The 19,595-nt window shown below is 73.8% G+C and carries 16 protein-coding genes; 9 read left to right on the forward strand and 7 right to left on the reverse strand.

Annotated features, from left to right (window positions below):
* Positions 1-12: 12 nt before the first annotated feature.
* The 3 genes from ACZ4NT_RS27735 to ACZ4NT_RS27745 are packed head-to-tail and all read right to left on the reverse strand — an operon-like array spanning position 13 to position 1,984.
* Positions 13-918, reverse strand: a complete 906-nt coding sequence (locus ACZ4NT_RS27735; RefSeq protein WP_121406265.1) for an aminoglycoside phosphotransferase family protein — start codon at positions 916-918, stop codon at positions 13-15.
* Between the two features lie 26 nt (positions 919-944).
* Positions 945-1,442: a ferritin-like domain-containing protein gene (locus tag ACZ4NT_RS27740; protein WP_183117019.1), complete on the reverse strand. Its 498-nt coding sequence runs from the start codon at positions 1,440-1,442 to the stop codon at positions 945-947.
* A complete protein-coding gene (locus ACZ4NT_RS27745; RefSeq protein ID WP_121406266.1) occupies positions 1,439-1,984 on the reverse strand; it encodes a hypothetical protein in 546 nt (181 codons plus the stop codon). The genes ACZ4NT_RS27740 and ACZ4NT_RS27745 overlap by 4 nt, the downstream gene beginning before the upstream one ends.
* A gap of 223 nt (positions 1,985-2,207) precedes the next feature.
* Here ACZ4NT_RS27745 and rimP point away from each other — a divergent pair, with 223 nt between their 5' ends.
* From rimP to ACZ4NT_RS27790, 9 genes are all read left to right on the forward strand, one after another.
* Positions 2,208-2,723, forward strand: coding sequence for a ribosome maturation factor RimP (gene rimP, locus ACZ4NT_RS27750; RefSeq protein WP_467728091.1), 516 nt, complete (start codon positions 2,208-2,210; stop codon positions 2,721-2,723).
* 2 nt (positions 2,724-2,725) lie between these two features.
* Entirely contained in the window at positions 2,726-3,721 is a 996-nt protein-coding gene (nusA, locus tag ACZ4NT_RS27755; RefSeq protein WP_121406268.1) for a transcription termination factor NusA, read from the forward strand.
* Positions 3,722-3,851: 130 nt separating this feature from the next.
* Positions 3,852-4,145 (forward strand): YlxR family protein, encoded by a 294-nt coding sequence (locus ACZ4NT_RS27760; RefSeq protein WP_121406269.1) that lies wholly within the window; start codon positions 3,852-3,854, stop codon positions 4,143-4,145.
* 146 nt (positions 4,146-4,291) lie between these two features.
* Complete coding sequence (infB, locus tag ACZ4NT_RS27765) at positions 4,292-7,420, forward strand: translation initiation factor IF-2 (RefSeq protein WP_121406270.1); 3,129 nt, start codon at positions 4,292-4,294, stop codon at positions 7,418-7,420.
* A gap of 177 nt (positions 7,421-7,597) precedes the next feature.
* Complete coding sequence (locus ACZ4NT_RS27770; RefSeq protein WP_121406271.1) at positions 7,598-7,891, forward strand: DUF503 domain-containing protein; 294 nt, start codon at positions 7,598-7,600, stop codon at positions 7,889-7,891.
* 33 nt (positions 7,892-7,924) lie between these two features.
* Complete coding sequence (rbfA, locus tag ACZ4NT_RS27775) at positions 7,925-8,374, forward strand: 30S ribosome-binding factor RbfA (RefSeq protein ID WP_121406272.1); 450 nt, start codon at positions 7,925-7,927, stop codon at positions 8,372-8,374.
* On the forward strand, positions 8,371-9,276 hold the full coding sequence (gene truB, locus ACZ4NT_RS27780) for a tRNA pseudouridine(55) synthase TruB (RefSeq protein ID WP_121406273.1): 906 nt from the start codon (positions 8,371-8,373) through the stop codon (positions 9,274-9,276). Before rbfA ends, truB begins: the two co-directional genes overlap by 4 nt.
* A 297-nt stretch (positions 9,277-9,573) precedes the next feature.
* Entirely contained in the window at positions 9,574-14,250 is a 4,677-nt protein-coding gene (locus ACZ4NT_RS27785) for a trypsin-like peptidase domain-containing protein (protein WP_467728092.1), read from the forward strand.
* A gap of 138 nt (positions 14,251-14,388) precedes the next feature.
* Positions 14,389-15,342 carry a bifunctional riboflavin kinase/FAD synthetase gene (locus ACZ4NT_RS27790; protein ID WP_121406274.1) on the forward strand — a complete coding sequence of 318 codons (954 nt, stop codon included), beginning with the start codon at positions 14,389-14,391 and terminating at the stop codon, positions 15,340-15,342.
* 150 nt (positions 15,343-15,492) lie between these two features.
* On the opposite strand, the gene ACZ4NT_RS27795 is transcribed toward ACZ4NT_RS27790, so the two are convergent.
* Genes ACZ4NT_RS27795 through ACZ4NT_RS27810 form a run of 4 tightly spaced genes read right to left on the reverse strand, consistent with a single transcriptional unit; the run spans position 15,493 to position 19,584 of the window.
* Entirely contained in the window at positions 15,493-16,515 is a 1,023-nt protein-coding gene (locus ACZ4NT_RS27795) for an ABC transporter ATP-binding protein (RefSeq protein WP_467728093.1), read from the reverse strand.
* The gene (locus tag ACZ4NT_RS27800; protein ID WP_467728094.1) at positions 16,512-17,573 is read right to left on the reverse strand and encodes an ABC transporter ATP-binding protein; all 1,062 of its coding nucleotides are present in this window, start codon (positions 17,571-17,573) and stop codon (positions 16,512-16,514) included. Before ACZ4NT_RS27800 ends, ACZ4NT_RS27795 begins: the two co-directional genes overlap by 4 nt.
* Positions 17,570-18,520, reverse strand: a complete 951-nt coding sequence (locus ACZ4NT_RS27805; RefSeq protein WP_467728095.1) for an ABC transporter permease — start codon at positions 18,518-18,520, stop codon at positions 17,570-17,572. Before ACZ4NT_RS27805 ends, ACZ4NT_RS27800 begins: the two co-directional genes overlap by 4 nt.
* Positions 18,517-19,584, reverse strand: coding sequence for an ABC transporter permease (locus tag ACZ4NT_RS27810; RefSeq protein ID WP_467728096.1), 1,068 nt, complete (start codon positions 19,582-19,584; stop codon positions 18,517-18,519). The genes ACZ4NT_RS27805 and ACZ4NT_RS27810 overlap by 4 nt, the downstream gene beginning before the upstream one ends.
* Positions 19,585-19,595 lie beyond the last annotated feature (11 nt).

The following is a 19,595-nucleotide window of genomic DNA, read 5'->3' on the forward strand; positions in this document are numbered from 1 at the left end:
CGACCCGCACTCTCAGAGCCAGCCCGCGAACTCCAGCAGCAGCTCCGCGTCCCGCGGGCGGCCGACCCGCCGGGCCCGGACACCGGACTCGACCGCCCGGAACAGCGTCCAGCCGCGCAGCCGCTCCTGGTCCAGATCCAGTGACTCGGCCAGCCGCTTCACCCGGCGGCGGGTGATCGAGGCACCCGACGGCGAGGCGATCAGGTCCTCCACGCGGTCGCGGACCAGCCGGGCCAGATCGAAGGCACACTCGCCGACCACCGGATCGGGGCCCACGGCCAGCCACGGCAGCCGCTCCCCGGCCAGCACCTTGCTCTGCCGGAAGGTGCCGTGCAGCAGCCGCTGTTCGGGGGCGTCGGCCAGCAGGTCCCCGCGCGCCGTGAGTGCCGCGTCCACCAGGGGCCCGGTCTCGTCGTCGGCGCTCGCCCGCATCGCCTCGGCCTGCCGTCCGGTCCGCTCGGCCACCGTCTCGAAGACGTGTCCGGCTGGCGGCTCCACCCACAGCCGCCGCAACGTCCCCGCGGCCTCCAGCAGCGCCTTCGCCTCCGGCAGCGACCGCACCGAGACCTCGGGGTGCAGCCGCTCCAGCAGGAGCACATCCGGGGCGTCCCCGGGATTGAGCAGCTGTACGGCGCCGAAGCCGTCCCAGTGCGCCAGTGCCGCCCGCTCGTGCTCGGGGCGGGCCCGGCCGGGTGCCAGCTTGAGCACGGCCGGCGTCCCGTCCATCTGCCGTACCAGGACCACCAGACTGCTCCGGCCACCCGGCGCCTGCACCCGCTCGACCGTCAACTCGCGTAGATCAGCGGCGTGTTGAACCTGCTCGGGCAGCTTCTCCAGCCACTCGGCGGCCCCGTCGGTCCCGTTGTGCCGCGTCTCGCCGAGCGCCCGCACGAGGCGCTGCGGCGGTTCGAAAGCCATGCGCGAGTTGTTCCTTCCAGGTCGCGTTACGTCGGTGAGGTCGCCGACGCGGAGGGGCCGGCCGCCCGTTCGGCGAGACCAGGGAAGGCTACGCTCCCGCCGCGCCAGCGCACCGCCCGCACCGCCGCCTCCCTGAGCGCGTCCGCCGCACTGCGCCGCCGCGCCCCCTCGGCCGCCCGCACCAGGTCGCCGTAGACCCCGGCCACACGCTCCTCCAGCTCGGCGGCCAGCCGTACCGCCGCCGCCGAGTCCGGCACGGCGAAGGGCAGCGCGTACGCCGCCGCGGCGGCCACCGGCTGCCCGTCCAGGTCACGCACCAGACGCTCCAGCTCGTCCCGCCGCGCCCGGTGCCCGTCGTACGCCGCGCGGGCCTCGTCCCGGCGCTCCCCGGCGATCCTGCCACCGACGACGCCGTACCCGTACACCGCCGCGTGCTCGGCGCCCAGCGCGGCCTGCAGGGCCTTCAGCTCCGCGGCCTTCCGGGCCTTCGACCCGGACCTCTTCTCGGTCCCCGGCGTGCTCACTTGCCGTCCTCCGTCAACAGAAAGGCGTGCCCCGCCCCGGCGGCCGCCACCGACGCCAGCAGTCTGGCGAGCTCTCCCGGTACCTCCAACAGCTCCTTGGCGCGCCGGTCCGCGAGCGTGCGCTCGGCCGTGGCCAGGTCGGCGAGAGCGTCCTTCTCCCGCTCCGGTACGGCGGCTGAGGCGCTCGCGGACGGAGTCGCGGACGCCGAGGCGGAACCCGTGGCCGAGGCCGACGGGGACGCGGGCTTCCGGCCGGCGGCGAAGACCTTCGCGTGCCGGACGACCTCGTCGCGCAACGGGGTGAGCCGCGCGGCCAGGGGCGGGTGCGCGGCGATCACGGCGGTGTACCGCGCGGCGAGCGTCTCGCTGTCGCGGGCCGCACGCGCGCGTGCCCGGTCGCCCGCGGACGGGCTCTCGCCGGCGGTGTCGGTGGCGGACTCGGGGGCGGAGCAGCCCGCTAGTGCGAACGCGCCCGCGGCCGACGCGAGCAGGCTCCTTCGGCGCGGCCCCGACGGGGTGCGCGGCGGCAGGGTGAACGGCACGGCAGACGTCCTCGGCAGGCTCGAACGAAAGGGAGGGCGGCACGCCCGCGATCACGGTACCCGCGCCCCGGCCCGGCACCCGCCAGCGGCTCTCCCGGGAGCGGGCGCCGCGTCCCGCGCCGCGGCCCGCCGCGGTGGACGGCAACACCCCCCGCGACCGGATACCCTTTGACCTGACACGCGACCTACCCACAACAGCACACGCGGCCGAGGAGTCACCCGGATGAGCACCACCCAGAGCGAGAGGCTGCGAGAACTTCTGGAACCGCTCGTCGGCTCTCAGGGACTCGATCTCGAGGAGATCGAGGTGGACTCGGTGGGGCGCAAGCGCGTGCTGCGTGTCGTCGTCGACTCGGACGCCGGTGCCGATCTGGACCAGATCGCCGATGTGAGCCGCGCGCTCTCGGCGAAGCTCGACGAGACCGACGCGATGGGCGAGGGCGAGTACACCCTCGAGGTCGGAACCCCCGGTGCCGAGCGCGAGCTCAAGGAGCACCGCCACTACGTGCGCGCCGTCGACCGGCTCGTGAAGTTCCAGCTGGGCGAGGGCGACGAACTGGTCGCCCGGATCCTCCGGGTCGACGACGAAGGCATCGACGTCGAAGTGCCCGGCGTGAAGGGGCGCAAGCCCACCGCCAGGCGGCTCGCCTTCTCGGACGTCGCCAAGGCGCGCGTCCAGGTCGAGTTCAACCGCAAGAACAAGAACGACACGAACGAAGAGAACGCAGAGGAGGCGTAGCCGTGGACATCGACATGAGTGCCCTGCGGGGCCTGGTACGGGAGAAGGAGATCTCCTTCGACCTGCTGGTCGAGGCGATCGAGTCGGCCCTCCTCATCGCCTACCACCGCACCGACGGAAGCCGCCGCCACGCGCGCGTGGAGCTCAACCGGGAGAGCGGCCACGTGACCGTGTGGGCGAAGGAGGACCCCGAGGACCTGGAGGAGGGGCAGGAGGCACGCGAATTCGACGACACACCGTCGGGATTCGGCCGTATCGCCGCCACCACCGCCAAGCAGGTCATCCTGCAGCGCCTGCGGGACGCCGAGGACGACGCGACGCTCGGCGAGTACGCCGGGCGTGAGGGCGACATCGTCACGGGCGTGGTCCAGCAGGGCCGCGACCCGAAGAACGTGATGGTCGACATCGGCAAGATGGAGGCCATCCTGCCGGTGCAGGAGCAGGTCCCCGGGGAGCAGTACCAGCACGGCACCCGGCTGCGTTCGTACGTCGTCCGGGTGGCCAAGGGCGTCCGCGGCCCGTCGGTGACCCTGTCCCGTACGCACCCCAACCTGGTGAAGAAGCTCTTCGCCCTGGAGGTGCCGGAGATCGCCGACGGCTCCGTCGAGATCGCCGCCATCGCCCGCGAGGCCGGCCACCGCACCAAGATCGCGGTCCGCTCCACCCGCTCCGGCCTGAACGCCAAGGGCGCCTGCATCGGCCCGATGGGCGGCCGGGTGCGCAACGTGATGGCCGAGCTGAACGGCGAGAAGATCGACATCGTCGACTGGTCGGACGACCCGGCCGACATGGTGGCGAACGCGCTGTCCCCGGCCCGGGTCTCCAAGGTCGAGGTCGTCGACCTCGCGGCCCGCTCCGCCCGGGTGACCGTCCCGGACTACCAGCTGTCGCTGGCCATCGGCAAGGAGGGGCAGAACGCCCGCCTCGCCGCCCGGCTGACCGGCTGGCGCATCGACATCCGCCCGGACACCGAGCAGCCGGACGAGAAGCAGGACTGAGACGGACGTCACGCGGCCGGGGGAACGGATCCCGGCCGCGTGACGCTTCGATCACGACAGTTTTACGCACGGCGACTGTTCGATACCTGGCCCGAAGGGGTGAGGTCCGTGCGGGGAGGTAGACTTAAGAGTGTCTGACCGGACGCGAGCCCGCGCATGCCCCGAACGCACCTGTGTCGGGTGCCGGGAGCGAGCGGTCAAGACCGATCTGCTGCGCATCGTGGCGATCGAGGACGCATGCGTCCCTGATCTTCGCGGTACGCTGCCCGGCCGGGGTGCGTATGTACACCCCGCCGTGGTCTGTCTCGACCTGGCGGTCCGCCGCCGGGCGTTCCCACGGGCGCTGCGTGCCCAGGGACCGCTCGACACGAAGGCGTTGCGCCGAGTGGTCGAGGAGACGGTTGCCGAGCAGGCAACACCGTAAGACGTGTCGCACGGAACCCCGTGCGGCCCTGGTACCCCGCGAGTTGGAAGTAGGTCGAGATTGCGATGAGCACTCGATGAGCACGCGATGAGTACGCCCATGAAGTAGCGACGGTCCGGACGCAACCCGGACCTAAAAGGAGCGAAGTGGCTAAGGTCCGGGTATACGAACTCGCCAAGGAGTTCGGGGTGGAGAGCAAGGTCGTCATGGCCAAGCTCCAAGAACTCGGTGAATTCGTCCGTTCGGCGTCCTCGACGATCGAGGCGCCCGTTGTACGCAAGCTGACAGACGCCCTCCAGCAGGGCGGCGGTGGCGGCAAGCCCGCACCGCGCAAGGCTGCTCCGGCCAAGCCGGGCGCCCCCTCTCCGGCGCAGGCCGCCCGTCCGGCCGCCCCGCGCCCGCCGGCCCCGAAGCCGGCCGCGGCCGAGAAGCCCGCGGCCGCCGCCCCGGTCACCCCGGCGGCACCGGGCCCGCGCCCGGGTCCCAAGCCGGCCCCGAAGCCCGCTCCGGCGGCTCCGGCTCCGGCCGCGCCCGAGTTCACGGCGCCCCCGTCGGCGCCGTCGGCTCCCTCCGCCCCCGCCGCGGGTGCCCGTCCGGGCGCCCCGCGTCCCGGCGGCCAGGCTCCGCGTCCCGGTGCCCGTCCCGCCGGTGGCCCCGGCCAGGGCGGCCAGGGTCGTGGCGACCGTCCCGAGCGCGGCGACCGCGGTGACCGTCAGGGCGCTCCGCGTCCCGGCGGCCAGGCCCCGCGTCCCGGCGCCCGTCCGGCCGGTCCCCGTCCGGGCAACAACCCCTTCACCTCTGGTGGCTCCACCGGCATGGCGCGCCCGCAGGCGCCCCGTCCGGGCGGCGCGCCGCGTCCCGGTGGCCCCGGTGCCCCGGGCGCCCCGCGTCCGCAGGGCGCCGGCCAGGGTGGTCCCCGTCCGCAGGGCGGTCCCGGCGGCGCTCCGCGTCCGCAGGGCCAGGGCGGTGCCCGTCCGAGCCCGGGCGGCATGCCCCGTCCGCAGGGCGGCGCTCCGCGTCCCGGCGGCGGCCCCGGCGGCAACCGTCCGAACCCCGGCATGATGCCGCAGCGTCCCGCTGCGGGCCCGCGTCCCGGTGGTGGCCCCGGCGGTGGCCGTGGTCCCGGTGGCGGCGGTCGTCCCGGCGGTGCCGGTGGCGGCGGTCGTCCGGGTGGCGGCGGCGGTTTCGCCGGTCGTCCCGGTGGCGGTGGCGGCGGTTTCGCGGGTCGTCCCGGTGGCCCCGGTGGCGGTGGCGGCGGTTTCGCCGGCCGTCCGGGTGGTCCCGGTGGCGGCGGCGGTGGCCGTCCCGGTTTCGGCGGTCGTCCGGGTGGTCCCGGTGGCCGTGGTGGCACGCAGGGTGCGTTCGGCCGTCCCGGCGGGCCCGCCCGTCGTGGTCGCAAGTCGAAGCGTCAGAGGCGCCAGGAGTACGAGGCCATGCAGGCCCCGTCGGTCGGCGGCGTCATGCTGCCTCGCGGCAACGGACAGTCCGTCCGCCTGTCGCGCGGTGCGTCCCTCACCGACTTCGCGGAGAAGATCAACGCCAACCCGGCGTCGCTCGTCGCCGTGATGATGAACCTCGGCGAGATGGTCACTGCCACGCAGTCCGTCTCCGACGAGACGCTGAAGCTCCTCGCGGACGAGATGAACTACGTCCTCGAGATCGTCAGCCCGGAGGAGGAGGACCGCGAGCTCCTCGAGTCCTTCGACATCGAGTTCGGCGAGGACGAGGGCGACGAGGAAGACCTCGTGGTCCGTCCGCCGGTCGTGACCGTCATGGGTCACGTCGACCACGGTAAGACCCGACTGCTGGACACCATCCGCAAGACGAACGTCGTCGCGGGCGAGGCCGGCGGTATCACGCAGCACATCGGTGCGTACCAGGTCGCCACCGAGGTCAACGGTGAAGAGCGCAAGATCACCTTCATCGACACCCCCGGTCACGAGGCGTTCACCGCCATGCGTGCCCGCGGTGCCAAGTCGACCGACATCGCGATCCTCGTGGTGGCGGCCAACGACGGTGTGATGCCTCAGACGATCGAGGCGCTGAACCACGCCAAGGCGGCCGACGTGCCGATCGTGGTCGCGGTCAACAAGATCGACGTCGAGGGTGCCGACCCGACCAAGGTGCGCGGTCAGCTCACCGAGTTCGGTCTGGTGGCCGAGGAGTACGGCGGCGACACGATGTTCGTCGACATCTCCGCCAAGCAGGGCCTCAACATCGAGAGCCTGCTGGAGGCCGTGGTCCTCACCGCGGACGCCTCGCTCGACCTGCGGGCCAACCCGGAGCAGGACGCGCAGGGCATCGCGATCGAGTCCCACCTCGACCGTGGCCGTGGTGCCGTCTCGACGGTCCTGGTCCAGCGCGGCACGCTGCGCATCGGCGACACCATGGTGGTCGGCGACGCGTACGGCCGTGTCCGGGCGATGCTCGACGACAACGGCAACAACGTCGAGGAAGCGGGTCCGTCGACCCCCGTCCTGGTCCTGGGTCTCACCAACGTCCCCGGCGCCGGCGACAACTTCCTCGTCGTCGACGAGGACCGCACGGCCCGCCAGATCGCCGAGAAGCGCGCGGCGCGTGAGCGCAACGCCAACTTCGCCCGGCGCGGAGTCCGGTTCTCCCTGGAGAACCTGGACGAGGCCCTCAAGGCCGGTCTGGTGCAGGAACTCAACCTCATCATCAAGGGCGACGCGTCCGGTTCGGTGGAGGCTCTCGAGTCCTCGCTGCTCCAGCTCGACGTCGGCGACGAGGTCGACATCCGGGTCCTGCACCGCGGTGTGGGTGCGGTCACCGAGTCGGACATCAACCTGGCGACCGGCTCCGACGCCATCGTCATCGGCTTCAACGTCCGCGCTGCGGGCCGCGCGGCGCAGATGGCGGAGCGCGAAGGCGTCGACGTCCGGTACTACTCGGTGATCTACCAGGCCATCGAGGAGATCGAGGCGGCCCTCAAGGGCATGCTCAAGCCGGAGTACGAGGAGGTCGAGCTCGGCACGGCGGAGATCCGCGAGGTCTTCAAGTCGTCCAAGCTGGGCAACATCGCCGGTGTCCTGGTCCGCTCGGGCGAGGTCAAGCGCAACACCAAGGCGCGCCTCGTCCGCGACGGCAAGGTCATCGCGGAGAACCTCAACATCTCCGGGCTGCGTCGCTTCAAGGACGACGTCACCGAGATCCGTGAAGGCTTCGAGGGTGGTATCAACCTCGGAAACTTCAACGACATCAAGGTCGACGACGTCATCGCGACGTACGAGATGCGCGAGAAGCCGCGCTCGTAAGGCGGTTGTGTGAGCTGGCCGGCGGTGACTCGTCACCGCCGGCCAGCTTGCCGTTTGCCGGGGCCCCGCCCGGAAACCCTGTCGAGGACCCCGGCCCTTCGTTGTACGGTTCTGATGTCCCGGCCATACATGTGGCCGGGCCATCTACCCCGTACCGGCGGGACATCCGGAACACATATGTACGTGGGGACACTGTCCTTCGATCTGCTCCTCGGCGACGTGCACTCGCTGAAGGAGAAGCGCTCCCTCGTCCGGCCGATCGTCGCCGAACTTCAGCGGAAGTACGCGGTGAGCGTGGCCGAGACGGGTAACCAGGACCTCCACCGCAGGGCCGAGATCGGCCTGGCGGTGGTCTCCGGAGACACCGAGCACCTCACCGACGTCCTGGACCGGTGCGAACGGCTCGTCGCGGCGCGACCGGAGGTGGATCTGCTGTCGGTACGGCGCAGACTCCACAAAGACGAAGACTGACGGAACAAGCAAGGCGAAGAAGGAGACGGACCAGTGGCCGACAACGCGCGGGCGAAGAGGCTGGCGGACCTCATTCGAGAGGTGGTGGCCCAGAAGCTGCAGCGCGGGATCAAGGACCCGCGGCTCGGTTCGCATGTGACCATCACGGACACCCGGGTCACCGGGGACCTCCGGGAGGCGACCGTCTTCTACACGGTGTACGGGGACGACGAGGAGCGGGCGGCCGCGGCCGCGGGCCTGGAGAGCGCCAAGGGCGTGCTCCGGTCCGCCGTGGGCGCGGCGGCCGGCGTGAAGTTCACGCCGACCTTGACCTTCGTGGCGGACGCCCTGCCGGACACCGCCAAGACCATCGAGGACCTCCTCGACAAGGCGCGCGCCTCCGACGCGAAGGTGCGCGAGGTCTCGGCGGGCGCCGCCTTCGCCGGTGACGCCGACCCGTACAAGAAGCCGGGCGAGGACGACGAGGACGACGCCGCCGAATGACGGAGAAGCTCAGGACGCCCGACGGGCTTGTCGTCGTCGACAAGCCGTCGGGCTTCACCTCGCACGACGTGGTCGCCAAGATGCGCGGGATCGCCAGGACCCGTCGCGTCGGCCACGCCGGCACCCTCGACCCCATGGCGACGGGCGTGCTCGTCCTCGGCGTCGAGAAGGCGACCAAGCTGCTCGGTCACCTCGCGCTGACCGAGAAGGAGTACCTCGGCACGATCCGGCTCGGGCAGAACACGCTGACGGACGACGCGGAGGGCGACATCACGTCCTCGGTCGACGCCTCGGGTGTGAAGCGGGACGCCATCGACGCCGGGATCGCCAAGCTGAGCGGCGACATCATGCAGGTGCCGTCCAAGGTCAGCGCCATCAAGATCGACGGCGTGCGCTCGTACAAGCGGGCCCGGGAGGGCGAGGACTTCGAGATCCCGGCCCGCCCGGTGACCATCTCGTCGTTCGCGGTGTACGACGTCCGGGACGCGGTCGCGGAGGACGGCACACCCGTCCTCGACCTGATCGTGTCGGTGGTCTGCTCCTCCGGCACCTACATCCGGGCGCTCGCCCGCGACCTCGGCGCGGACCTGGGCGTCGGCGGCCATCTGACCGCCCTGCGCCGCACCCGCGTCGGCCCGTACAAGCTGGACACGGCGCGGACCCTGGACCAGCTCCAGCAGGAACTGACCGTCATGCCCATCGCCGAGGCCGCCGCCGCCGCGTTCCCGCGCTGGGACGTGGACGACCGGCGGGGCCGGCTGCTCCTGAACGGCGTGCGCCTCGACATGCCCGAGGAGTACGCGGGGAAGGGCGCCGTCGCCGTCTACGACCCGGCGGGTCGATTCCTCGCACTGGTGGAGGAACACAAGGGCAAGGCCAAGAGCCTGGCCGTGTTCGGCTGAACACCGGGCCGGGGGCGCCCGGGCGTGCTCGGCAGCACCGCGTGCCGGGCGGATCGCCCGGCGCTCCGCCCGTACCCGTGGAGCGACGATCACGGGGTTGCTCCTGATCGCCGCTCCACGGTCCCCCCTCGGTTCCCCCACTCAAGGGTGTATCCATCCACCCCCGTTCCTTCACCCCTTCGGGCGGGCGCTCGGAGTGAACCGAGGGGGTGGAAGGGGGCGCGTTCACCACGCGATCTGTCCCGTCGATCACCCGGTGCCTACCGTCGGATCAGGCGCACGGCGGGAGGTTCGACCATGGCGGGACGTGGCCCTCGCGGCGAGGGCCGGCGGACACCGGGCGACGCCCCGGAGGCGCCGCCGGACACGGCCCTGGTGCATCTCCGCGACCTGGCGGGACGCCCGCGCGGCACGGGGTTCGCCGCCGACCACCACGGCACCGTCGTCACCAGCCACGAGGCGGTGGACGGCCTGGCCCGCCTGGTCCTGCACACGCCCGACGGCCGCTCCCACGTGCTGGACGCCGACGCGGTGACGCCGCTGCCCGAGGCCGACCTGGCACTCGTACGCACCGAGGGCCTCGGCCTGACCCCGCTCCCCGTCACCGTGCGGGACCGGGTCGGGACCGGCGCGTACGTCCGGATCGCCGCGGGCGGCTGGCGGGAGGCACGCGTGCTCGGCACGACGGCCGCCTCGTACGCGGCGACGGACCGCTTCCATCTGCTCGACACCGCGCTGGAGCTCGCGATCGGCACGGCCGGAGCCGAAGCGCTCCGTCTCGGCGGGGGCGCGGCCGGCGGGCCGGTGATCGACCCCGGCACGGGCGCGGTCGTGGCGGTGCTCGGCACCGCGCTGCGCACGGAGCACCCGACGGCGGGCCTGGCCGTACCCCTGCGGGGCCGGGGACTCCCGCCGGTGCTCGCGGAACTGCTGGAGCGCAACGCCTCGACCGTGCCCGCCTACGGGGCCGACCTGAACTGGGCAGGAGTACTGGAACTGACGGCCACGTCGCTGGGCTCGGACGGGCCGGGAGCGGCGTTCGGCACCGCCGCGGGCGCCGGTGAGGGGGCGGGGGAGCGGACGCGCACCGGCCCCCGCGCCGCCCGCGCGGACACGGAGCCGGGAACGGCGGCGGACGCGACGGCCGAGGCGCGCACCGGTTTCGGCACCGGAATCCTCTCCGTGGCACCGGAGCCGGCCGAACGGCCCGACACCATCAGGGAGTTCGCCGCCTTCGCGGTCGGTGAGGCGGCCCTCCTCGCCCTGGTCGGCGACCCGGGCAGCGGCCGAACGACGGAACTCGCGGCGCTCGCCGCCCGCCGGGCCCAGGGCCCCGAACCGGCGCCCACGCTGTGGCTGCGCGGCGCCGACCTGCTGGCCTCGGACGGCTCGGTGGCCGACGCGGCGGCCCGCGCGCTGGAGCGCGCGGGACGGATCGTGGCGGCCTCGGGCACCGGGCTACCCGGCGCGTGGACCGGAAGCGACCCGGCAGGTGCGCAGTCGCCCGCCGGTGGAGCCGCGGAGCTCGGCGACATCGACCCCGGCCGGCTGGCACGGCTCGCGCGGGCGGCCGGGCGTCCGCTGCTGCTGCTCCTCGACAGCCCCGAGGAGATGCCGCCCGAGCTGGCCCACCGGCTCGCCGAGTGGGCGACGGGGACCGCCGACTGGTTGCGCGAGAGCGGTGCGCGCCTCGTCGTGGCGTGCCGGGAGGAGTACTGGGAACCGGCGGGGGAGCAGTTCCCCCCGGAGCTGCTGCACGACCCGGGCGGAAGCACCGGCGGCGGACCCCGGCGGGAGCGGGACGGCGGGCCGCCGCCGGAGGACGGCGCCGGTGCGGGGCGGGCCGGGGAGGCCGGGCCGGGCGAGGACGTGGGCTTCCGGGGGCGTGGTGGAGGTGCAGGCGCGTCGCCGGACGGGGGGCCGGTGACGTTCGGGGGAGAGCGGCTGCCGCCCTGTGTCCGGCTCGGCGATCTCGGTGAGGAGGCGGCCCGGCGGACCCGAGCACGCCTCGGGATCCCCGACGGCATCCTCCGGGACGCCGATGCCCGCCATCCCCTGACACTGCGGCTGCTGGCGGAGGTGCGGGCGGCCCTGGCCGCCGGGGCCGGCGGCACATCGCAGGGGCCCCTCGACCGGGACGGGGTCTTCGCGGCGTACCTGGATCTGATGTGCCTGCGCATCGCGGTGCGGCTCGCGGCGGCGGGCGGCCTGCGGGGCACGGCCGTACGGCGCCTCGCGGCCCGGGTCTCGGGGCAGGTGCACGAGGCCGCACGGCGCTGTCTCGGGCCCGGGCAGGGGCAGTTGGACCGGGCGGCCTTCGAGTCCGTCTTCCCGTGGGGCCCGGCCCCGACCGGACACCTCGGCGCCACCACGGGCTGGGCCCCCGCCGTCCTCACCGAAGGTCTCCTCGTCCCCGCCGGCACCGGCTACCGCTTCGCCCACGAGGAACTCGCCGACTGGATCCAGGGCATGCACCTCGACCTGGACGCGGCCCTGCACGCCCTCGTCCACCGGGCCCGCGAGCAGCTCCCTCGGACCCGCGGCGAGCGGTCCGCGACGTCCCGCGCCCCGGAGGCGTCCGCGCGCCGCCGCTCCCGCGCCGCGCGCGCCGCCGGGGACGCGCGGCTCCTGCCCGTGCCGCGGCACCGCATCGGCCCGGTCGTCCAGGCGCTGCTCCTGCTGGACCGGCAGGGCGACGGCGCCGGGCTCGCCGCCCGCCTGGAGGCACTGGTGGACGCGCTGGACGCCCTGGTGCCCACGGCGTCCGAGCGGCCCGGTGACCCCGCCTGGTGGGCGGCGCACCTCCTCCGAGACGCCCTCGCACGCGTCCCCGACGCGACGGCGTACGCCGGGGTGCTGCGCCTGCTCGCCGAGCGGATCGTGACGTGGCGCGCACAAGGACGGCGTGTGCCGGGGGAGTTCGGGCCGTCGTTCTGGGAGCGGGTGCGGCTGCCGCAGGCGGAGCGGTTCGAGCTGCTGCGCGTGCTGGTCGTCGCGGACGCACCACCGCACCCGGCGGACCCGGGCAGCGGAACGCCCGCCCAGCGGTCCGCACGGCACCACCACGAGGCCGCGACAGGATCCCCGGACACCCCCGTCACGACCGGCCGCACCGATAGGGCGGACGCGCACGGACCCTCTGCCGCGCGGACCGGCCGGGTGGGCGCGCACGGCTCCTCTCCGGGGCCGGCGGAGGGGGAGCGGGACTTCGGCTGGTCTGCCGGGCGTAGCGCTTCAGTGGGTGTTCACGGCTCACCTGCCGGGTGTGCGGAGACGGACTGCGGCTCGTCCGCCGGGCGCACGGACACGGCCGGGGGCTCCGGCCGGTCTGCCGGGTTTGCGGAGGGCGCGTACGGCTCGCCCACCGGGAGGGGCGGCGCGGAGGGCTCGCTCGCCGGGGCCGCGGGTGCGGGGGGCGTCTGTGACCGGCCCGGGGGGCCCTCGGAGGCGGAGGGGGACTGCGGCTCGTCCGCCGGGCGGGCCGCTTCGGTGCGGGCTCGCGGATCGTCGGCCGCGGCCGGGCCCCGGCACGCGGACGCCGGCCGCGGCTCGTCCGGCGGGCGGACCGGTCCGGCGGGCGCTGCCGGCTCAATTGGCGGGTTCACGGGTGCGGAGAGCGGCGGTGGCTTGCTCGCCGAGGCCGTGGGTGCGGAGGGTGGTGGCGGCTCGTCCGGCGGGTTCACGGATGCGGACGCCGCCCGTGGGCCGTCCCGCGGGGCCGCCTCCGGGCGGAGCGGGCCGGTCGGCGTCCGCTCGCGGGCGCCCCGCTATCTCGACGCCGTCGCCCGGCTTCTCGCCGCCGACCCCACCGCCGTACCACCGCACCTCACCCGCTGGTTCGACGACGAGCGTCCGCTGCCCGCCACGCCGGACGCCACCGTGGCGACCGCCGCGCAGGCCCTGCTCTACGCCCACCGGCGACGGGCCCTCGACGACCTCACGGAGGCGCTCGTCGGCTGTGCGCACCGGCGCGGCGACGAACTGCTCGCCGTCCTCGCGGAGGAGGAGCCGTCGGCGATGTGCCGGGCGATCGACCGATGGGCCCACGACGAGCGGCCGGAGCGGCACCTCGCGGCGATGACGTACGGCCTGCGCACCGCGCCGCACGTGCGCACCGAGGCCGACCGCGAGCTGCTGCGGTACGCGGCACTCACCCTGCTCGCCCGCCCCGCCGCCGGCGCCGCGCAGGGAGCCGCCCTCGCCCTTCTCGTCCGCGACCCGCGGACGAGGGCGCGGTTCCTGCCGCAGGCGCTGGAACGCTTCACGACCGGTGATCCGCAGCTGCCCGCGAACGTCCTGGTCACCGCTCTGGGCACCCACCCCGAGCAGGTGCTCGGTGCCCTCGGAACGCGGCTGCGGCGCCCCGGTCCGGACGTGGGCGACGTGCTGGGCACCCTCACCGACGCGACCACGCCCGCGCTCGCCCGCCCCGTCGCGGAGCTGGTCCGGGAGGCCGTCGAGCTGTGCCCCGAGGCCGCCGGGCAGGTGGCGGCCTCCGTCGCCCGGCGTCTCGAACACGGCCCCGACGCCCGGGCCGTACTCCTGCCCTTCGTCACCGGAGTGCTGGACGGAGGGCCGGCCTCGGTGCGGGCGCGGCTCGTACCCGTGCTCGTGGCCCCCGGCAACCCGCGTTCCCGTCCGCTCCGGCACGAACTGCTGGACCTGCTGCTCGCCGGTGAGCGGGACCTCACCGTCCTCGACGCCCTGCTGCGGGCCGCGGCGGCGGGCGCGGCCCGCGGCGACGAGGCGCACGCCCGCGGGCTGGTGCACCGCGCGGGCCTCCTGCTCGTCCGCACCCCGGACGGCGCCACCCGGTTCGACTGCGGTCTGGTCGATCTGGCCCGCGAGGTGCCGGGCTTCGCGGCCCTCGTCGCGGGCTGGCTCGCCGACGCTCCGCAGGACTGGTCGGCGGTGGTGGGACCGAGCGCCCGGCGCATGATCGAGAACCTGGCGGGGGCACGGGTCCCCGTGTGAGCGCGCTCCGGAAAGGTGCGCCCCGTCACAGCCTCCATGCCGATGCGAGCCGAACCCCGGTGGCATGGCACCCTTAGACCTGCGTACGAGGCAACCACGGACACGGGTTCGACGAGTTTGCGACAAGGAGCAGTCACAGTGCAGCGCTGGCGTGGCTTGGAGGACATCCCCGAGGACTGGGGGCGCAGCGTCGTCACCATCGGTTCCTACGACGGGGTGCACCGCGGACACCAGCTGATCATCCGGCACGCCGTGGACCGCGCCCGCGAGCTCGGCGTCCCCTCCGTCGTCGTCACCTTCGACCCGCACCCGAGCGAGGTCGTGCGCCCGGGCAGCCATCCGCCGCTGCTGGCGCCGCACCACCGGCGTGCCGAGCTGATGGCCGAGCTGGGTGTCGACGCGCTGCTGATCCTGCCCTTCACCTCCGAGTTCTCGAAGCTGTCGCCCGCGGACTTCGTGGCCAAGGTGCTGGTCGACAAACTGCGTGCGAAGGCCGTCGTGGAGGGCCCCAACTTCCGCTTCGGCCACAAGGCCGCGGGCGATGTCGACTTCCTGCGCGAGCAGGGCCGGACCTACGACTTCGAGGTCGAGGTCGTGGACCTGTACGTGACCGGCGAGGCCGGGGGCGGAGAGCCGTTCTCCTCCACGCTGACGCGGCGACTGATCGCCGAGGGCGACATCCAGGGCGCCCGCGAGATCCTTGGCCGTCCGCACCGCGTCGAGGGCGTCGTCGTCCGCGGTGCCCAGCGGGGCCGCGAACTCGGCTTCCCCACGGCGAACGTCGAGACGCTTCCGCACACCGCGATTCCGGCCGACGGCGTCTACGCCGGCTGGCTGCACGCGCAGGGCGAGGCGATGCCCGCCGCCATCTCCGTGGGTACCAACCCGCAGTTCGACGGCACCGAGCGGACCGTCGAGGCGTACGCCATCGACCGGGTCGGCCTGGACCTCTACGGACTGCACGTGGCCGTCGACTTCCTCGCCTTCGTCCGGGGTCAGGCCAGGTTCGACTCCATCGACGAGCTGCTCGTGGCGATCGCGGACGACGTGAAGCGCTCGCGTGAGCTGATCGAGGCGTACGAGGGCGAGTAGTCCGCCCCGTCCGCTGTTCCCCGTTCTTCGTTCCCGTGAAGGGGGCGGTGCTGTGCACCGGCCCCTTCACGGTCAACCGGCCCCCCTCGCGGTCAGGCGGGCCCTTTCCCGTCAGTCGGGTCCTCTCCCGTCAGTCGGCAGCGGGCCCGCTCACCCGGCGGCGCGGGCCCTGGCCCAGTGGCAGGCCACCTGCGCCTCGCCGCCCCCGCCGAGCACCTCCAGGTCCTGTCCCCGGCACGCGTCCGCTACCCCGGCCCGCGCCGCCTCGCCGCTCGCCAGCACCTGGCAGCGTGCGTGGAAACGGCACCCGGAGGGGATGCGGGAGGGGTCCGGCGGCTCACCGGTCAGGACGACCGGATCGCCCGGGGCTTCCGGGAGGACCGACAACAGCGCCTGGGTGTACGGATGCTGAGGTGCCGTCAGAACCTGTTCGACCTGACCGGTCTCGACGATGCGGCCCAGATACATCACGGCGACCCGGTCGGCGATGTTCCAGGCGAGGCCCAGGTCGTGGGTCACCACCAGGGCGGACAGGCCCAGTTCGGTGCGCAGTCGCAGCAGCAGGGCCAGGATCTCGCCGCGCACCGACGCGTCCAGGGAGGCCACCGGCTCGTCGGCCACGATGAGTTCGGGCTCCAGGACCAGCGCGCCCGCGATGACGACGCGCTGGCGCTGGCCGCCGGACAGCTCGTGCGGGTAGCGCAGGAAGAAGCGCTCGGGGGGCCGGAGCCCGGCCCGGGAGAGGGCCTCCGCGACCGCCGCCCGCTCGTCGCCGCCGTAGCGGTGGATGCGCAGCCCTTCCGCCACCGCGTCGTACACGGTGTGCCGGGGGTTAAGGGAGCCGCTCGGGTCCTGCAGCACCAGCTGGACGCGTCGGCGGTACGCCTTCAGGGCGCGCGAGGTGTAGTCGAGCGGTTTCCCGTCGAAGGCGACCCGGCCGCCGGTCGGCGGGACGAGGCCGAGCAGGGAGCGCGCCAGCGTCGTCTTGCCGCAGCCCGACTCCCCGACCAGGGCCACGATCTCACCGGGCCGGATGTCCAGGTCCACTCCGTCGACGGCCCGGGCGCGGGCGGCCCCGTGCCGTCCGGGGAAGGAGACGTGCAGCCCTTCGGCACTCAACAGCGTTGCCGAGGAAGCGTGTTCGACGACGTCGACGCCGGGAGAGGTGGTCATGCGGTACTCCTCGCGTCGTCGTCGGCGGCGTCCGGGCGGGCGGTGGGCGCGCCGGGACCCTCGTGACCCGGTGCCGTGAGGGTGATCTCCGGTGCCGCCCGGCCGGGGGTGCCGGCCACGTGCACACAGGCCGCCCGGCGCTGCGGGCCCGCCGTGCGCAGCGGCTGGTCCTCCGCGGTGCAGCTGTCCAGGGCCACGGCGCAGCGGGGGTGGAACGTGCAGCCCGTCGGCAGGTCCGAGGGGTCGGGCGGGTCGCCCGGCAGCCCCCGCGGCGCGAACCGGGACGCCGGGTCGCCGATCCGCGGGAACGCGGCCGACAGTGCCTTGCCGTACGGGTGCCGCGCGTCCTCGTACACCTGCCGGGCGGCGCCCTCCTCGACCACGCGGCCCGCGTACATCACCGCCAGCCGGTCGCAGGTGTCGGCCAGCACGGCGAGGTCGTGGCTGATCATGACGAGGCCCAGGTCCTGGTCGCTGACCAGCTGTTCGATGAGGCGCAGGATCTGCGCCTGGATCATCACGTCGAGGGCGGTGGTCGGTTCGTCGGCCACGACCAGCCGCGGGTCGCAGGCCAGCGCCATGGCGATCATGACGCGCTGACGCTGTCCGCCGGACAGTTCGTGCGGGTAGGCGTTCGCGCGGGCGGCGGGGAGTCCGACCTGCTCCAGCAGTTCGCCGGTCCTCCTCCTGGCGCCCGTCGTGGTCGCCTTCCGGTGCAGCAGGATCGGCTCGGCGATCTGGTCGCCGATGCGGTGCACGGCGTTGAGCGAGTGCATCGCGCCCTGGAAGACGATGGAGGCGCCCGCCCAGCGGACCGCGCGCACCCTGCCCCACTTCATGGTCAGGACGTCCTCGCCGTCGAGCAGGATCCGCCCGCTCGTGCGGGTGCCCGCGGGCAGCAGCCGCAGCAGCGCGAGCGCCAGCGTGGACTTGCCGCAGCCGGACTCACCGGCGATGCCGAGCTTCTGACCCGCGTCGAGGGAGAGGTCGACCCCGCGTACGGCGGCCGCACCACCGGCGTAGGTCACCTCGAGGTCTTGGACGTCGAGCAGGGTCAACGGGACACCCCCAGCCTGGGGTTGAGGACGGACTCCACGGCGCGTCCGCACAGGGTGAACGCGAGCGCCACGACGGCGATGGCCACGCCCGGCGGCACGAGGTACCACCAGTCGCCGGAGCTGACCGCGCCCGCCTCGCGCGCGTCCTGGAGCAGTCCGCCCCAGGACACGACGGTCGGATCGCCGAGGCCGAGGAAGGCGAGCGTCGCCTCGGCGAGGATGGCCGAGGAGATGATGAGGGTCGTCTGCGCCAGCACCAGTGGCATCACGTTGGGCAGCACGTGCCGTGACATGACGTGCCCGTGGCCGCCGCCGAGCGCCTGGGCCCGCTCGATGTACGGCCGCGACTCCACCGCCAGTGTCTGGGCCCGCACCAGCCGCGCCGTCGTCGGCCAGGTGGTGACGCCGATGGCCAGGATGATGGTGCCGAGCGAGCGGGACATGACGGTCGCGAGGGCGATGGCGAGGACCAGGGTCGGCATGACCAGGAACCAGTCCGTGATCCGCATGATCACCGTCGCGTACCAGCCGCGGAAGTGGCCGGCGGTGATGCCGATGAGGGCACCGATTGCGACGGACAGGACGGCGGCGAGCAGCCCCACGAGCAGTGAGACCCGTGACCCCCACACCACGAGCCCCAGCAGGTTGCGGCCGAACTGGTCGGTGCCCAGCGGGAACGCGGCGCTCGGGCTCTCCATCGGTCGACCGGGCGCGTCCGTCACGCTCTGCACGTCGGCGCCCACGGTCAGCGGCGCGGTCAGTGCGATCAGGGCGAACAGCGCGAGCGCGGCCAGCCCGAACACGCCGGCCCGGTGAGTGCGGTACTGCCGCCAGAAGCGCGCGGCGGAGTGGCGGCGGCGCTGCCAGGCGAGGGCGCGCGGGCCGGCCGTGGACGCGCGGGGGACTGCGTCGGGCGCCGGCAGCCCGTCCGGCTCGGTCGTGGTCATCGGCCCACCCGGGGGTCCAGTAGCGGATAGATCAGGTCGGCCAGTGTGTTCATCACGATCACCGCCGCCGCGAAGACGAAGAACAGCCCCTGCACCAGCGGCAGATCGGGCACGCTCAGCGCCTGGTAGAAGAGTCCGCCGAGACCCGGCCAGGAGAAGACGGTCTCGACGAGGATGACGCCCGCGACCGTCCGGCTGAGGTTGACGAAGATCAGCGTCACGGTCGGCAGCAGCGCGTTGGGAACCGCGTGCCTGCGGCGGACCAGATCGTCCCGCAGGCCCTTGGCGCGGGCCGTGGTGAGGTAGTCGCTGCCCATCTCGTCCAGCAGCGCGGACCGGGTGACGAGCAGGGTCTGCCCGTACTCGACGGCGACCAGGGTGACCACCGGCAGGACCAGGTGGTGGGCGACGTCGAGGACGTACGCGAAGCCCTCCTCGCCGCCCGACTCCATGCCGCCGGTCGGGAAGAGACCCGGGATCGGCCCGATGCCCACCGAGAAGACGATGATGAGCAGCAGCCCGAGCCAGAACGACGGGATCGAGTAGAGGGTCAGCGCCAGACCGGTGTTGAGCCGGTCGCCGAGCCCGCCGTTGCGCCAGGCGGAGCGCGTGCCGAGGAAGATGCCGAGCACGGTGTAGAGGACGAACGCCGTGCCGGTCAGCAGCAGGGTGTTCGGCAGCGCCTCGGTGATCTTGTCCATGACGGGCGCCCGGAACTGGTACGACGTCCCGAGATCGCCGGAGAGAGCCTTGCCGCAGTACTCCGTGAACTGCTGCCACATCGGCAGGTCGAGTCCGAACTCACGTCGATAGGACGCGAGTTGCTCGGCCGAGACCTGCCGGCCGCCCGTCATGTACTTCACCGGGTCGCCCGGGATCAGCCGGAAGAGGAAGAAGCTGGTGACGAGAACGGCGAGCAGGGAGACGGCGGCGCCGCCCAACTTGCCCGCCACATACCGCAGATACGCGGTGGTGGTGCGCGCCCTCGGGCCGCGGGCCGACGGCCCGGCCGCGGCCGGACCGCCGGTCTCCTCGACCAGCGCTGGTGTTGCCTCAGCGGTCATCAGTGGCTCTT

This window comes from Streptomyces sp. NPDC026417, assembly GCF_055567695.1.